The sequence below is a fragment of the Erythrobacter sp. genome, from assembly GCF_030066995.1.
Classification (GTDB): Bacteria; Pseudomonadota; Alphaproteobacteria; order Sphingomonadales; family Sphingomonadaceae; genus Erythrobacter.
Genome location: NZ_JASJAP010000001.1, coordinates 606,873 through 621,937, shown reverse-complemented (window position 1 = coordinate 621,937; position 15,065 = coordinate 606,873). Strand labels below are relative to the sequence as shown.

At 62.3% G+C, this 15,065-nt stretch carries 14 protein-coding genes and 1 tRNA gene; 12 read left to right on the top strand and 3 right to left on the bottom strand.

Going from position 1 to position 15,065, the window contains the following annotated elements:
• Nucleotides 1–18 precede the first annotated feature (18 nt).
• From QNI87_RS02950 to QNI87_RS02935, 4 genes are all read left to right on the top strand, one after another.
• The gene (locus QNI87_RS02950; protein ID WP_300595294.1) at nt 19–1,329 is read left to right on the top strand and encodes a radical SAM protein; all 1,311 of its coding nucleotides are present in this window, start codon (nt 19–21) and stop codon (nt 1,327–1,329) included.
• A gap of 75 nt (nt 1,330–1,404) precedes the next feature.
• Complete coding sequence (locus tag QNI87_RS02945) at nt 1,405–2,199, top strand: DUF2189 domain-containing protein (protein WP_300593718.1); 795 nt, start codon at nt 1,405–1,407, stop codon at nt 2,197–2,199.
• Between the two features lie 208 nt (nt 2,200–2,407).
• Nucleotides 2,408–3,481, top strand: a complete 1,074-nt coding sequence (locus QNI87_RS02940; RefSeq protein WP_300593716.1) for an amidohydrolase family protein — start codon at nt 2,408–2,410, stop codon at nt 3,479–3,481.
• Nucleotides 3,482–3,539: 58 nt separating this feature from the next.
• Complete coding sequence (locus tag QNI87_RS02935) at nt 3,540–4,544, top strand: nitronate monooxygenase family protein (protein WP_300593714.1); 1,005 nt, start codon at nt 3,540–3,542, stop codon at nt 4,542–4,544.
• A gap of 1 nt (nt 4,545) precedes the next feature.
• Here the strand turns inward: QNI87_RS02935 and QNI87_RS02930 are convergent, their stop codons facing one another.
• From QNI87_RS02930 to QNI87_RS02920, 3 genes are all read right to left on the bottom strand, one after another.
• The gene (locus tag QNI87_RS02930) at nt 4,546–5,034 is read right to left on the bottom strand and encodes an AHH domain-containing protein (RefSeq protein WP_300595293.1); all 489 of its coding nucleotides are present in this window, start codon (nt 5,032–5,034) and stop codon (nt 4,546–4,548) included.
• A gap of 118 nt (nt 5,035–5,152) precedes the next feature.
• The gene (locus QNI87_RS02925) at nt 5,153–5,968 is read right to left on the bottom strand and encodes a hypothetical protein (protein WP_300593712.1); all 816 of its coding nucleotides are present in this window, start codon (nt 5,966–5,968) and stop codon (nt 5,153–5,155) included.
• A gap of 132 nt (nt 5,969–6,100) precedes the next feature.
• Nucleotides 6,101–6,604, bottom strand: a complete 504-nt coding sequence (locus tag QNI87_RS02920) for an NAD(P)H-dependent oxidoreductase (RefSeq protein WP_300593710.1) — start codon at nt 6,602–6,604, stop codon at nt 6,101–6,103.
• Nucleotides 6,605–6,687: 83 nt separating this feature from the next.
• Here QNI87_RS02920 and recJ point away from each other — a divergent pair, with 83 nt between their 5' ends.
• The 8 genes from recJ (at nt 6,688) to phoB (ending at nt 15,065) form a co-directional block, all read left to right on the top strand.
• The gene (gene recJ, locus QNI87_RS02915; RefSeq protein ID WP_300593708.1) at nt 6,688–8,496 is read left to right on the top strand and encodes a single-stranded-DNA-specific exonuclease RecJ; all 1,809 of its coding nucleotides are present in this window, start codon (nt 6,688–6,690) and stop codon (nt 8,494–8,496) included.
• A gap of 118 nt (nt 8,497–8,614) precedes the next feature.
• Nucleotides 8,615–8,689, top strand: a tRNA-Glu gene (locus tag QNI87_RS02910).
• 98 nt (nt 8,690–8,787) lie between these two features.
• Complete coding sequence (locus QNI87_RS02905; protein ID WP_300593705.1) at nt 8,788–10,053, top strand: ATP-binding protein; 1,266 nt, start codon at nt 8,788–8,790, stop codon at nt 10,051–10,053.
• 114 nt (nt 10,054–10,167) lie between these two features.
• Entirely contained in the window at nt 10,168–11,553 is a 1,386-nt protein-coding gene (gene pstC, locus QNI87_RS02900; protein ID WP_300593702.1) for a phosphate ABC transporter permease subunit PstC, read from the top strand.
• Nucleotides 11,546–12,808: a phosphate ABC transporter permease PstA gene (pstA, locus tag QNI87_RS02895; RefSeq protein WP_300593700.1), complete on the top strand. Its 1,263-nt coding sequence runs from the start codon at nt 11,546–11,548 to the stop codon at nt 12,806–12,808. The genes pstC and pstA overlap by 8 nt, the downstream gene beginning before the upstream one ends.
• A gap of 41 nt (nt 12,809–12,849) precedes the next feature.
• Nucleotides 12,850–13,596: a phosphate ABC transporter ATP-binding protein PstB gene (gene pstB, locus QNI87_RS02890; protein ID WP_300595292.1), complete on the top strand. Its 747-nt coding sequence runs from the start codon at nt 12,850–12,852 to the stop codon at nt 13,594–13,596.
• The gene (phoU, locus tag QNI87_RS02885) at nt 13,596–14,264 is read left to right on the top strand and encodes a phosphate signaling complex protein PhoU (RefSeq protein ID WP_300593698.1); all 669 of its coding nucleotides are present in this window, start codon (nt 13,596–13,598) and stop codon (nt 14,262–14,264) included. Before pstB ends, phoU begins: the two co-directional genes overlap by 1 nt.
• A gap of 114 nt (nt 14,265–14,378) precedes the next feature.
• Complete coding sequence (gene phoB, locus QNI87_RS02880; protein ID WP_300593695.1) at nt 14,379–15,065, top strand: phosphate regulon transcriptional regulator PhoB; 687 nt, start codon at nt 14,379–14,381, stop codon at nt 15,063–15,065.

Below are 15,065 nucleotides of genomic sequence, written 5' to 3'. Positions count from 1 at the left end.
TCGGCTGCAAGGCTGAGCATGTGGCCCTATCATCCCGATCTGCTCGACGTGCCGGTTCCGCGCTACACGAGCTATCCCACCGCCGCCGACTTCGGCCCGCTTGAACCCTTCGCGCTCGAAACCGCGATTGAGCAGACGGTGGGCGATGTCTCGCTATATCTGCACATCCCGTTTTGCGAGGAAATCTGCTTCTATTGCGGCTGCAACACGAGCCGCTCGGGCAAGCGCGCGCGGGTGGAAAGCTATCTGGCGGCCCTGCATCACGAGATCGAGAGCGTCGCCCATCTCTTGCCGCGCGAGGCCCGCGTGCGCCGCATTGCCTTTGGCGGCGGCAGCCCCAACGCGATCCTTCCGCAAGAGTTTCTGACGCTAGTCGAGGCTCTCAACCACCACTTCGAGGTGACAAGCCCGGAATTCTCGATCGAGCTCGATCCGCGCACCATGTCAGCCGAGTGGGGCCGCGCCCTGGGCGAAGCGGGCATCACGCGCGCGAGCATGGGGGTGCAGACCTTCGCGCCGCATTGCCAAAAGGCCATCGGGCGCGAACAGGACGACGCGCTGATCTGCCGCAGCGTCGATTGGCTGCGCGATGCCGGGATCACCTCGCTCAATTTCGATCTGATGTACGGCCTGCCCTTCCAGACCGAGGCGGATCTCGCCGACAGCCTCGATTACACCCGCCGCATGGGCGCGGACCGGCTCGCCGTGTTCGGCTACGCGCATGTCCCGCATTTCGTGCCGCGCCAGCGGGTGATTGACGCCAGCGCCCTGCCCGGTCGCGACACGCGTTTCGCGATGGCGCACCAGGCGTTCGAGGACCTCACATCGAACGGATACCGCGCGATCGGCTTCGATCATTTCGCGCTCAAGCACGATCCGATGGCCGAGGCGGCGCGCAACGGCACGCTGAGGCGCAATTTTCAGGGCTTTACCGACGATCCCTCCCCGGTTCTGATCGGCATGGGCGCTTCCGCGATCAGCGGCTTTCCCGGCCTCCTCGCGCAGAACGAGAAGAATGCGGGCCGTTACCGGATGCTGGCCTCGCAAGGGAATCTGACCGCCGATCACGGTGTCGCGCGCACAGGCGAGGATCAGCTGCGCGGCAAGCTGATCGAGGAGCTATTGTGCCACAGCCGCACGACCCTAACCCCCTGCCTTCATGCGCGTATTCGCGAAAGTCTGGCACCCTTCCTTGCGCGCGGGCTGGCGGTGCAAAGCGGGCTGGATCTTACGATCACCGAGCAAGGCCTGCCCTATGCGCGCGTCATCGCCTCCTTCCTCGACCGGTTCCGCGAGGAAACGACCAAGGTGTTCAGCGCCGCGATCTGATCGGGTCGCGCGCTTGCAAGTGGACGGATTTGCGCGCATTCTCCCCCTCAAGCTTCACAGCGATGGGAGACGTTGGTGAGCGCCATAGATGCACCGCAAGAGGATTCCTCCGCGCCCACGCCCGCGATTGCGACCGATCTCGCAATCAGCGACCTGTTCGCCGCTCTCAAGGCGGGCTGGGCCGACTTTGTCGCCATGCCGCGATTCGGCCTGTTCTTTGGCGGGGTCTACGTCCTTGCCGGGCTGGTTATCGGCTATGTTTCGTTCATCGGCGAGGAATTGACCTGGCTCATCCCGGCAACGGCGGGTTTTCCGCTGATTGCACCATTCGTGGCCGTTGGCCTCTACGAAGCGAGCCGCCGCCGCGAAGCGAGCGAACCGCTGCGCTGGGCCGGAGTGATCGGCGCGCTGAAAGGGCACGGCGACGACCAGATCCTGTCCATGGGTGTCATCGTCTTTGTCGCGTTCGGTTTCTGGATGATCGTCGCGCACGCGGTGTTCGCGATCTTCATGTCGGAAAGCGGCGTTTCGGCCCACGGTGGATGGGACATGGTAGAGGCGCTGCTGACGCCCGCCGGACTGGCCATGCTGGGCGTCGGCGGCGCGATCGGAGCGATCATGGCCTACGCCTTCTACGCGATGACAGTGATCAGCCTGCCGATGCTGGTCGAGCGCAAGGTCGATTTCCTCACCGCGATCATTTCCAGCTTCAAGACGCTGAAAAACAACGGATTTGTGATGTTCGCCTGGGCGGCAATCATCGCGGTTGTCCTGGCTATCGCCATGTTACCTGCGTTTCTGGGCCTGTTTATCGCGCTGCCGGTGCTCGGCCACGCGACGTGGCATCTCTACCGCCGCGTGACGCGTTGAGGCGTTTTCCTACTCGCGCGGCGCGGGCTAATCTGACGACCATGGCACACCGCAAATCTCAAGCGTTGGCGCGCGCGCAAGGCGGCGTTACGCGTCGCGCGAGCATGGCGCGGTTTTTCGCTTCAGGACAGTGTTCCAGGTGTTCCAAGCGTTCTGTGCATACGACGAACCGAGGCCGCGCAAGACGGCCAGACTTGGGAGAAACCGGATGAGCGAGAGCGCGCCAGCCACTGAAGAGATCCTCGAACCCGATCTGCCGATCATCGATCCGCACCACCACCTGTGGGATCTGCGCGTGATGCTGCCGATGTTCCCGGAACCACGCCATCGCTTCATCGAAACGCTGGTGCCGGTCGCCTATTACGGGTTCGATCATCTCCACGCCGAAGTGACGTCAGGAGGCTCTGGCGGGCACAACGTCATCGCCACCGTCTTCATGGAATGCGGCGCGTTCTACAACGCGGCATATGGCGAAGCGAAGAAGGTCGTGGGAGAAGTCGAATACGTCAACGGCGTTGCGGCGCAGAGCGCCAGCGGGCTCTACGGCGATCTGCGCCTGTGCGCCGGGATTGTCGGACACGCGGACCTCACACACGGCGCGGCGACCGGTGAGGTTCTGGATGCGCTCAAGGCCGCCTCGCCCAACCGCTTCAAGGGCATCCGCCATCAGGGCGCCTGGGACGCCGATCCCGACGTGCTGGGCCCTCCCTTCCACGCCCCGCCCGAACTCTACAAGGACACCGTCTTCCGCGAAGGCTTTGCGGAACTGGGCAAGCGCGGCATGAGCTTTGACGCCTGGATCCTCGAGCCGCAAATCCCCGATGTCATCGATCTGGCGCGCGCGTTCCCGGACACTCCGATATGCCTTGACCATTGCGGCACGCCGCTGGGCAATGCGAGCTACGCGGGGCGGCTGGAAGAGCGGTTCGATATCTGGCGCGCCAATATCCTGGAGCTGGGGCGGTGCCAGAATGTGATGGTGAAGTTGGGCGGACTGTCGATGCACAATTGCGACATGCCGCCCGAGGGTCCGGCAGCGGGCTGGTCGTCCGAGCGCCTTGCGCCCTTGTGGAAGCCTTATATCGAGACCTGCATCGAGGCTTTCGGCGCAAAGCGGGCGATGTTTGAAAGCAATTACCCAGTTGATCGCTGGGGCGCGAGCTACCCGGTGCTTTGGAACACCTTCAAACGCATCACGGCGGGGGCCAGCGCGGATGAGAAGGCGGCGCTCTACGCCGGAAACGCGCGGGCTTTCTACAGGCTTGATGAGGAGCTTGCCTGAGACAAGGCCCGTCCCTATCAGCAACCCAATATCTGCCTTCCAGACGGAGAGTTCCCGCATGCCCCTTCCCGCCCCGTTCGATCGCCTGCGATTGCCGCTTATCGGTTCGCCCCTCTTCATCGTTTCGGGTCCGGACCTGGTGATCGCGCAATGCAAGGCGGGCATTGTCGGAAGCTTCCCTGCGCTCAACGCGCGGCCTCAAACGCTGCTCGACGAATGGCTCCACCAGATCACCGAGGAACTTTCCAAGCACAATCGCGAGAACCCCGACCGCCCCGCCGCGCCGTTTGCGGTCAATCAGATTGTCCACAAATCCAACGATCGCGTGGAGGCGGACATGGCGACCTGCGAGAAGTGGCAGGTGCCGCTGATCATCACATCGCTGGGCGCGCGCACGGAGATCTTCGACGCGGTGCGCAATTGGGGCGGCATGACGATGCACGACATCATCAACAACCGCTTCGCCCGAAAGGCGATCGAGAAGGGAGCGGATGGCCTCATCCCGGTCGCCGCCGGAGCTGGCGGGCACGCGGGCACGCAGTCGCCCTTTGCTCTCATGCGCGAAATTCGCGAGTGGTTCGATGGCCTTGTCGCGCTGTCGGGCTCGATCGCCCACGGTTCCTCGATCCTCGCCGCGCAGGCGGTGGGCGCGGATTTCGGCTACACAGGCAGCGCCTTCATCGCGACCGAGGAGGCCAACGCGGACCAGGCCTATAAACAGGGCATCGTCGAGGGTTCGGCCGAAGGTATTGTCTATTCAAACCTCTTCACCGGCGTTCACGGCAACTATTTGCGCTCTTCGATCGAGAACGCAGGCCTTGATCCCGACGACCTGCCGACAAGCGATCCGTCGAAGATGAACTTCGGCTCCGGCGGCAACACCAAAGCCAAGGCGTGGAAGGACATTTGGGGCTCTGGCCAAGGCATCGGCACAGTCAAGTCGGTCGGCACGGTGGAGGACATGGTCTCGCGGTTCGAGCGCGAATACCACGAGGCGAAAGCGGCCCTTGCGCAAAAGTCGAACTACGCCCCGTGGGCGCAGATGGCTCAGGCGGCGGAGTAGGTCACGCGCCGGTGGATTGCCACAAGACCTCGGCCATGGCGTCGAGTTCTGTGAAATCGAAGCCTTTGCCCAGCGGGTCTTTGCGATTGAGGATCAGGCGCTTGCGCTCGTTCAGGAGCCGCCGTCTGAGCGCAATCTGAAGCAGGCGCAGGCGCATCAGGGCCTCGGCCATCGCCGCGTCGGGATCGGTCTTGCTGGCCTCGGCCCAGCGCGCCTCGATGCGCCCCACCCGCTCCATCACCAGCTCGTTGTAACGCCGGTGCGGCCCGCGATGAAGCGGCATGCCGGTCCTGTGGGTTGCCTCTTCGGTGGCGGGCAATAGCAGGCCATTGGCGCGAAAATCGTCAAAGCGAATCGCCGAACGCCCCACGTGCGCGAACAGCGCTCCGAAACAGCGGGCGTTGAGCAACTGGCGCGGCAACAGATGATGGCGCTGCAAGCAGGGGTCGTAATCGGGCGCTCCACGGGCGTTGACGGCGCGAAACGGGATCGCGGTGCGAGGGGCCGATCTGGGCGGAACGGGACACGCGCGACGGGCGCCGGACCGCCGTCCCGAAAGCGCCGTGATGGCGCTGCGCGTGGTGTTACAAGGCCCCCCCGTCGGCATCCTATTCCGGCCAGACCCTCACAAACTTGCCGTTTTGCGACGGACGCATGACCAGACGGCTCCCATCCGGCGCGATGATACGCTCGCTGTCTTCAAGGCCGCCGATCGTCACCATATGGTTGATCAGCCGAACGCCAAGCCGAGTGGCGGCGACCTTGTCGAGCGACAAAGGCGGTTCGATCCGCAATTCCTGCCCAATCCAGAACTCCAGCCCGACACTTTGCAAAGCCCTGTCCATCGTTTCGCGAAACGCAGTGAGGCCAAGCGCTGGAAACGGTCCACCTTCCAGCCAGGCGGTGGACACCGATTCGAAGAAACGTCGTCCGATCGCGCTTTGCGAGTGCGGCCAAACCGCCGCCTCAAGATGCGCAAAATGATGGACCAGATCGCGCGCCAGCCCGATCAGGCCCTTGACGACCGGAGCACTCGTTTCGCCGCCCGAAAGGTGCTGGCCCGGTGAAAGATGCAGGGCCTCGGACCGAAACGCGGTTGGCACGGCCTCCAGATCGAAACGATGCTCGATCACCGGAAACTCGCAGGCGCCGCCCGGTGCGAGGCCGACGAGATCGAATGTCAGGCCTTCGCGCAACAACTCGACCCACACCCGGTCAGCCACTTCGGACGAAACGGAGCTTGTGCCCTTTGCCGCATTTGCGGGCTGGTCCGGCGTGACCAGATGAATGTAGCTCTCGTCAGCGGGATCGTGCGTCAGCGAGACGGCGCGCTGGGCCTGAGCGAAATCGCGCAAGGCAGCGCGGGTTGGCCGCTTGCCCGCCGGAAACAGCAGGCACAGCCCCGCAGGATCGGGTTTTTTCACACTATCGATGGCCCACGATCCTCTTGATTCCCCCCACGAACCCGGCCCGTTGTCCAAGCGTCTGTTTTGACGAGAATTGTCCGAGGCGTCGAGTCCCGATTACGTGTGGCCTGCGGATAACAAAATTCCCCATCAAAACACGCCCATAGCAAGCCCAGCCGCCAACGCCGCGCCGATCTTGCTGCAAGCGTTGAGCGCTTTATCGGGTACGGTCTTTGGAGCCAGGATCGCTTCGGGTGTTTGCGCGTCAAAGTTCACGATAAGCGGATCGACGACCCGCTTAAGCCGCCATCCCGTTACGATACGATCAATTTGTTGCTGCGCGCCTGTCCCATCCGAACCCGCCGCAATGATGGTTCCGTACGCACGCCCTTCGACTTGGCCGAGCAAGGGATAGTAGAGCCTGTCGAAAAGCTCCTTCATGGTACCAGAAACACTCCCAAGGTTTTCCGGGCAAACAAACAGGTAGCCTTGCGCTGCGAGCATCTGGTCAGCGTCCACCACCGCCGCTTCGCAGCGCTTCACGCGGCCCTCTTTGCCGGCGGCCTGTTCGGCGGCAACGGCCATGCGTTCGCTCGCACCGGTGCGACTGTGCCACACGATCAGCAGGCCGGGATCGTCACTCGCGCCTTCCATGAAAGCTACGCAAGCGACTGCGGCTGTCGATTGTCAACGTTCAAGGCCTGTTGCGTGGCGAAATATTTCCCTAATTCGAGACTATGTCTGCTGCCGCTCCCAGATCGACCGCTCTGGCCCATGTCCTTGGGGTCAGCCATTCTCTGTCGGGCAAGGCCTGGTGCTGGCGTGGCGGGAACATGGAACTGGACCCCGAAGCCGATGCGCGGCGACTTGATCGCGACATACTCACCCAATTGCTGATGACTCGCGGCGTAGGCGAGGACGATATCGTCCGAAACGCAAAGCCAACCTTGCGCGAGTTCCTGCCCGATCCTTCGGCCTTTCGCGACATGGATCAAGCCGCCACTCGGATCGCTGAGGCAGTCTTATCGGGCGAAAAGATAACGATCTACGGCGACTACGATGTCGATGGGGCAACCAGTTCTGCTCTGCTGGTCGAGGTTCTGCGCGCGCTCAGCCACGATGCGGGCTATTACATTCCCGACCGTCTGCTCGAAGGCTACGGCCCCTCGGGCGAGGCTCTGGTAAAACTTGCTGAGCAAGGCTCCAGCCTGATCGTGACGGTCGATTGCGGCGCGATGGCGCACGAAGCGTTGGCCATGGCGCGCGAGGCGGGCGTCGATGTGATTGTGGTCGACCATCACAAATGCGCGCCCGAGCTGCCGCCGACCGCAGCGTTGGTCAATCCCAACCGCCTGGATGAAAGCGACCTTGGGGCTGCGCACGGCCATCTAGCGGCTGTGGGCGTTGCGTTCCTTCTCGCCATCGCCTTGGTGCGAACTTTGCGAGCGCGCGGGTTTTTCACAGGTCGCAAAGAGCCTGACCTGATGAGTCTTCTCGATCTGGTTGCGCTGGGCACGGTGGCCGATGTCGCCGCGCTGCACGGCCTCAACCGCGCCTTTGTCGCGCAGGGTCTGAAGATCCTCGCCCGGCGTGAGCGTATCGGAATGGCCGCCTTGATGGACGCAAGCCGCCTGAAACGCGCGCCGATCGCCTCGGACCTCGGTTTTGCCTTGGGTCCGCGGATCAACGCCGGGGGCCGCATCGGCGAATCCACGCTGGGCGTGCGGCTGCTTACCACGCGCGATCCCGAGGAAGCGCGCGCCATCGCCGGACAACTCTCCCAGCTCAACGAAGAACGCCGCGCGATCGAAGCGCAGGTGCAGGAATCCGCCGAGGCGCAGTTGGCAGGCCAGCATAATATGTCGGTTCAGGTGCTGGCGGGCACGGGCTGGCATCCCGGCGTCATCGGCATTGTAGCCGGGCGCATAAAAGAAAAGACGGGCAAGCCCGCCATTGTTGTCGCGCTCGACGAAGCCGATGGCACGGGCAAAGGGAGCGGGCGCTCGATCAGCGGCGTAGACCTGGGAGCGGCGATCATTGCGGCGCGTGAAAACGGCCTTCTGGTTGCGGGCGGCGGGCACGCCATGGCCGCCGGCCTCACGATCTTCGAAGAAAAGTTGTCGGACTTCGCCGAGTTTCTTGATGAAAGGCTCTCACGCGACGTTGAGAAAGCGATCCTCGGGCAGACGATGAAGCTTGACCTCGCGCTGGCGCCCGGCGGCCTTACACCGGATCTCGTCACCACGCTGGAAGCCGCCGGCCCTTACGGTGTGGGTTGGCCCGCTCCGCGTGTTGCGCTGGGGCCGGTGCGCATCGTCAAGGCCGATATCGTGGGCAAGGATCACGTGCGGATAATCGCGAGCGGCTCCGACCAGCGCTCGTTCAAGGCGATCGCCTTTCGCGCCGCGGAAACCGAGATGGCGCAAACCCTGCTTCACCGCAGCCAAGGCCGCCGGTTCCACCTGGCAGGCCGGGTCAAACTGGACGATTGGGGCAGCCGACCAGCGGCCGAGCTGCATCTCGAAGACGCCGCTTTTGCCGACTGACACCATCGCCCGTGTCCCCTGCCCCGACCAGACGCAAAGAATTTCACAATTGTTGCAGCCCTCGGGGGTTGACCACATTCGCGAGCGCCCCTAGATGCGCGCTCTCGCAAACGAGCGTGGCCCGTTCGTCTAGCGGTTAGGACGCGGCCCTTTCACGGCTGAAACACGGGTTCGATTCCCGTACGGGTCACCACTTCTCTTCTCTGTCGAATTCCAGAATTCGCGCTTTTGCGCGTTTTGAGGCTTTGTGCGCTTCCCAGCTTTCCTTGGCACAGCTAAGGACAGCGCAATATGGGTTTTCGCAACACGATCCCTGTTGCCGGGATAGTCCTGGCCTGTCTGACCTTCGTCGCGCTCCTGTTGTCGGGGTTTGACGCAGTCGTAGCGCTCGCAGTCCTTTCTGTATGGATCGGATCTCTGCTCGTCGCCGCTTTGCGCCCGCCAGAAGAACCAAGCGTAATCGTCACCGCTCCCCGCGAGGACGAGACGATCCGCAAGGTAATCGAGAACTTCTCCACTCCTCTGCTGATCACACAAGGTGGCACGATCTCGATCGCCAATCGGGCCTCGCGTCGAATGCTGGGGCAGCACATCATAGGTCAGGACGCGCGCGTGGCCTTTCGCCAGCCCGAAGCGATCCACCTGCTGTCGGACAATCGCAGCGGGCAGGCCATGGTCCGCGGCCTCGTGCGCCGTCAGGATGTGTGGCAATTCAACCGGCACATAGTGAATGACCGCTTGGCGGTGCTTGAGTTGATCAATCAGACAGCCGAAGCCGATCTGGGCCGCGCGCACACCGATTTTGTGGCCAACGCCAGCCACGAGCTGCGCACGCCGCTCGCCGCGATCCTTGGGTACGTCGAAACGCTGTCGGACAGCTCGGATTCGCTCGATTCGCCCACCGCTCAAAAGTTTCTCGGGACGATCGAGCGCGAGGCGCATCGTCTTCAGAGCCTGATCAGCGACTTGATGAGCCTCAGCCGCGTCGAGGCTGAAAAGCACGACTTGCCGACGGAGCTGCTCGATCTGGGAGCCTTGATGGATCGCTCTGCGCGCGACGCGGCCGGGCCTTCGCGCATCGAGAGGCTCGAATTCGATATTGATGACACAATCCACGTGCACGGCGACCGCCAACAACTCGAACAGGTCGTGCGCAACCTGGTCGACAACGCGCTCAAGTATGGGTCGATCGATGGGCCCGTGCGCATCGAGCTCCAGCGGGCCCGGGACGGTCGCGCGCGCATTTCGGTGCAAGACAGGGGCGATGGGATCGCGTCCGAGCATATCCCGCACCTCACCCGCCGCTTTTATCGCACAGATCCGGGACGCAGCCGCGCCTCGGGTGGCACGGGCCTTGGGTTGGCGATCGTCAAGCACATCGTCGAACGCCACCGGGGTCGCCTCGACATCGAAAGCGCGGTCGGTCAAGGGACTAACGTGATCGTGCGTTTGCCGGTGCCGGAGGAGGCACCGAAAGACAGCCCAGCTGCCGCCGAAGGAAGCGAAAAGGCGCAAGAAGCCGCTGAAGCCCGCCGACCCGCGCAAGAGCTGTCTTGACGCTGTCTTATTTCCTCAACATGCGAGCGCCAAAGACGCATGTCAGAAGCCGTTGGGTGATCGCGCCCGCACCGAGAAAACCCTAAGCGGCTTCCACGGGGGTACATCGAGCTCATGTCGCCAATCACGCTCATTCTGATCGCCCTCGGGCTTGGCCTCGCCGGATGGCTGGCAGGCCGCGCAAGAGCGTGGAGCTTTCAGAAATCCGATCCGCAAGTAAGGTCCGTATCGCGTCCGATTTATCACGCCTGGTACGTTGCGGTCTGGGTCGTCATCCCGGTCCTGACCTTCATAGCTTTATGGTCTTTCGCCGCCCCGCAGCTGGTCACCCAAAGCGTGCTCGCCTCGCCTGCGGCGGCTGATCTGCCGCAATTCGGATTTGAGCGGGACGCGTGGCTCTCCGAAGCGCGCGCTGTCGCCACCGGGCGCGCACCCGGAGTGTTCAACGACGGTGCCGAAGCGTTGATCGAGCCGTTTCGCGAGGCGCTCACCTTTTACAACTGGATTGGCCTTGCCTCCACCGTCGTGATCGCGTTTGGGGGCGGCATCGTCGCCTTTCTGCGGATTCGCCCGGATTTCAGCGCTCGAACCAAAGTCGAGCGTACCGTCATGATCGTGCTCCTGCTGGCCTCGCTGGTCGCGATCCTGACGACCTTCGGCATTTTTGCGAGCCTTGTCTTTGAAACGGTGCGTTTCTTTGGAATGGTTTCGCCGGTCGACTTCCTGTTCGGCACCTTTTGGGGCCCGGACCCGATGGGCAATCCGGAAACTCCCGATGGCTCACGCTATGGGGCCATTCCACTGTTCTGGGGTACGATCTTCATCGGCGCGATCATTGCGATGATTGTCGCTATCCCGCTCGGACTGATGAGCGCGATCTACCTCACTCAGTACGCTGATCCGAAGTTTCGGACCTGGGTCAAACCCGCGCTGGAGATCCTCGCCGGCGTGCCGACCGTCGTTTACGGCTATTTCGCCGCACTGACGATTGCGCCGTTCATTCGGGACGTGGCGGTGGCCATTGGGGTGACCAACGCCTCGACCGAGAGCGCGCTCGCCGCTGGCGTGGTGATGGGCGTGATGATCATACCCTTCGTCTCGTCGATGGCGGACGATTCCATCGCCGCCGTTCCCGCGGCCATGCGCGATGGGTCCTACGCGATGGGCGCGACGAAGTCGGAGACGATTGCCAAGGTCCTGTTCCCTGCCGCCCTGCCAGGCATCGTCGCGGGGATCATGCTCGCGGTTAGCCGCGCGATTGGCGAGACCATGATCGTGGTTATGGCCGCATCGACCGCGGCCAATCTCAGCCTCAACCCGCTTGACCGGATGACAACCGTGACTGTGCAAATCGTCAAGATGCTCACAGGCGAAGGCAGTTTCGATCATCCCGCAACGCTCAGCGCCTTTGCGCTCGGGTTCGTGCTCTTTCTCGTAACTCTCGCTCTCAACTTCGCCGCGCTCCGCGTCGTCAAACGCTTCCGTGAGGCCTATGAATAATCTCGAGCCCATCCGCCCCACCCGCACGCCCGCGTTCGAGAGACGCCTTGCCAAGCGATATCGCGCGGAACGCAATTTCCGTTTGATGGGTATGAGCGCGATCGCATTTTCGGTTGCCGTTCTGATCTTCCTGCTCGGCAACATGCTGGTAAACGGCGTCGGCGGCTTTCAGCGCGCTGAGCTAGAGGTGCCGATCAATTTCGCCGAAAGCGGCCTAACCGGCGATGAGATCTCGTTGTCTGCGCCCAGCGCGGTTCAAGTGCTTGAGATGCAGGGTCTCGCCGAAATCGTGCATTTCTACGCGGAGGAAGCACTCGGCAAAGAAGGCGCGGACCAATTGAGCGATCAAGCCTGGCGCGACGTTGCCGCCGCGCTCACCTCGGATCCTGCGCTGATCGAACAAAGCGAGCCAGTCGTCTTCAACCTGCCGGCGTCTTCCGACCTTGCGTCCGGCCTCGCGGGAGAAGGCTCGCCCAACATGCAGGCGCTTGCAAGCTCACTAGCCGATCAAGGCAAGCTCGCCGAGAACTGGGACTGGGCGTTCCTTTCGCGCTCGGATGCGACCAGCCCGCAGGCGGTCGGTATCTGGGGTGCGCTCAAGGGCTCGATCCTGACCATGCTGGTAACACTCGTTCTCGCCTTTCCCATCGGTACGCTCGCCGCGCTGTATCTTGAAGAATACGCGCCCAAGAATCGCTGGACCGACCTGATCGAAGTGTCGATCAACAACCTTGCTGCGGTGCCTTCGATTATCTTCGGTCTCCTGGGCCTGGCGGTGTTCCTGACGATCTTTCCCAATTTGCGGTCCGCGCCGCTGATCGGCGGCATGACGCTGGCGCTGATGACCATGCCGGTGATAGTCATTTCAGGACGCAACGCGATCAAAGCGGTGCCTCCGTCTATCCGCGACGGCGCGTTGGCGGTGGGCGCTTCGCCCGTTCAGGTGGTCTTTCACCATGTTTTGCCGCTGGCCCTGCCCGGCATGCTCACCGGCACTATCATCGGCATGGCCCGCGCGCTTGGCGAAACGGCCCCGCTCTTGCTTATCGGCATGCGCGCCTTTGTCGCCACACCGCCCGTTGATTTCACATCGCCCGCAACTGTGCTCCCGGTGCAGATCTTCCTTTGGTCCGATGAAATAGACCGCGGCTTTGTCGAGCGCACCAGCGCCGCCATCGTTGTCCTTTTGCTGTTCCTGCTCGTCATGAACAGCATCGCCATTTATCTGCGCAACAAATTCGAGAAAACCTGGTGACCCGCATTCACGACACAATCAAAGACGACAAGTCCGCCAAAATGAAAGCGCGGGACGTTTCGGTCTATTATGGCGCCAAAAAGGCGATCGACGAGGTTTCGATCGACATCTCTCCGGATTATGTCACCGCGTTCATTGGCCCGTCTGGTTGCGGAAAATCGACCTTCCTTCGTTGCTTCAATCGCATGAACGACACAATCCCGGTCGCGCGCGTAACCGGCGCGATCGAACTCGACGGTGAGGACATCCTGACCGAGGCCATGGATGTGGTGCAATTGCGCGCGCGCGTGGGCATGGTGTTTCAGAAACCCAACCCCTTCCCGAAATCGATTTATGAGAACATCGCTTATGGGCCCAAGATTCACGGGCTCGCCGAGAAGAAGCCCGATCTCGACGCTATTGTCGAACGTTCGCTGACGCGCGCTGGACTTTGGGAAGAGGTGAAAGACCGGCTTGATGATTCCGGCACCGCGCTCTCGGGTGGCCAGCAACAACGCCTGTGCATCGCGCGCGCTATTGCGGTGGATCCTGAGGTTATTCTGATGGACGAACCCGCCTCAGCGCTTGACCCGATTGCCACGGCAAAGATCGAAGAGTTGATCGACGAGCTTTCGGGCCGCTACGCTATCGTGATCGTGACCCATTCAATGCAGCAAGCCGCGCGCGTCAGCCAGCGCACCGCCTTTTTCCACCTTGGCAAAATGGTCGAATACGGGCCAACCTCCGATATCTTCCAGAATCCGATTGAAGAACGCACGCGCGACTACATCACCGGGCGGTACGGCTAGTGTCCGATCACACCGTAAAGGCCTTTGATGAGGACATCACCCGACTGCGTGGCCTGATCGCGGAAATGGGAGGTCTGGCCGAGGTCGCGATCAGCGAGGCGCTCGACGCGTTGATCCGAGGCGATATCGAACTGGGCGACAGCGTCGTTGCGCGCGACAAGAAGATCGACGAGCTTGAAACGGAGGTCGACAAGCTAGCGGTGCGCATCATCGCGCTGCGCGCGCCCATGGCGGACGATCTGCGCGAGGTCATCGCCGCGCTCAAGATCGCCGGCGTGATCGAGCGGATTGGCGACTACTCAAAGAACATCGCCAAGCGTATTGGCATGATCGAGGGACGCGACCGGTTCGAGCCGCTTACGCTTTTGCCGGCGATGGGCGAACTCGCCAACGAGATGGTCCATGACGTGCTCACCGCTTACGCCGCGCGCGATCCTGGTCTTGCGCGCGAAGTGATCAGCACCGATGCCAAGGTCGATGCTTTCTATAACAGCATTTTCCGCAATCTTGTCAGTCATATGGTAGAGAATCCAGCCACCATTTCGAGTGCCGCGCAGCTGCTTTTTGTCGCGCGGAATCTTGAGCGTATTGGTGATCATGCCACCAATGTTGCGGAGATGGTCCATTTTGCCGCGACCGGAACCTATCCCCCTGAAGAGGATCGATAGCGTCTTGTCAGGATGGCTGTGGAGAAGTTCGTCCGGCCGATTTCATAATAGTGCAGCAAAACTGAAACAGTGAGAAAGCGCTCTACGCAAACAGCAAGAAGAGGCTGAAACGCCATGTCTGCGAAATTGCTTTTGGTCGAAGATGATCCGGCGCTTTCGGAACTTCTCGAATATCGGTTTCAGAACGAAGGCTATCAGGTCCGCTGCACCAGCGATGGTGATGAGGCCATGGTGCTCGCCAGCGAAGACGCGCCCGACCTCATTATTCTCGACTGGATGATCGAGGGGACGAGCGGGATCGAGGTGTGCCGCCGCCTGCGCCGCGACAAGGACACAGCGCATGTCCCGATCATCATGCTCACTGCGCGCGAGGCGGAGGATGACCGTGTGCGCGGACTTGAGACCGGCGCCGATGATTACCTGACCAAGCCGTTCTCCCCGCGCGAATTGCTGGCGCGCGTTGCCGCGGTGATGCGCCGCATCCGCCCCGCCCTGGCGGGCGAGACGATCGAGGTGGGCGATATCAAGCTTGATCCGGTGGCGCACAAGGTTCAGCGCCGAGGCCGCTCGCTCCAGCTTGGGCCGACCGAATACCGGCTGCTCAAATTTTTTATGGAGAGCCCGGGCCGGGTTTTCAGCCGCGGGCAATTGCTCGATGGCGTGTGGGGGACAGGTTCGGATATCGAATTGCGCACGGTCGATGTGCACATCCGCCGCCTGCGCAAGGCGATAGGCGTTGAGGGTGCCAAGGATCCGATCCGCACCGTGCGCTCCGCCGGATACGCGCTCGAATCCGCGTGA

What these genes read in the sequence shown, in the direction of transcription:
- QNI87_RS02950 (WP_300595294.1), top strand. Translation starts at nt 19, where the DNA reads ATGTGGCCCTATCATCCCGATCTGCTCGACGTGCCGGTTCCGCGCTAC.
- QNI87_RS02940 (WP_300593716.1), top strand. Translation starts at nt 2,408, where the DNA reads ATGAGCGAGAGCGCGCCAGCCACTGAAGAGATCCTCGAACCCGATCTG.
- QNI87_RS02935 (WP_300593714.1), top strand. Translation starts at nt 3,540, where the DNA reads ATGCCCCTTCCCGCCCCGTTCGATCGCCTGCGATTGCCGCTTATCGGT.
- QNI87_RS02920 (WP_300593710.1), bottom strand. Translation starts at nt 6,604, where the DNA reads ATGGAAGGCGCGAGTGACGATCCCGGCCTGCTGATCGTGTGGCACAGT.
- recJ (WP_300593708.1), top strand. Translation starts at nt 6,688, where the DNA reads ATGTCTGCTGCCGCTCCCAGATCGACCGCTCTGGCCCATGTCCTTGGG.
- QNI87_RS02905 (WP_300593705.1), top strand. Translation starts at nt 8,788, where the DNA reads ATGGGTTTTCGCAACACGATCCCTGTTGCCGGGATAGTCCTGGCCTGT.
- pstC (WP_300593702.1), top strand. Translation starts at nt 10,168, where the DNA reads ATGTCGCCAATCACGCTCATTCTGATCGCCCTCGGGCTTGGCCTCGCC.
- pstA (WP_300593700.1), top strand. Translation starts at nt 11,546, where the DNA reads ATGAATAATCTCGAGCCCATCCGCCCCACCCGCACGCCCGCGTTCGAG.
- pstB (WP_300595292.1), top strand. Translation starts at nt 12,850, where the DNA reads ATGAAAGCGCGGGACGTTTCGGTCTATTATGGCGCCAAAAAGGCGATC.
- phoB (WP_300593695.1), top strand. Translation starts at nt 14,379, where the DNA reads ATGTCTGCGAAATTGCTTTTGGTCGAAGATGATCCGGCGCTTTCGGAA.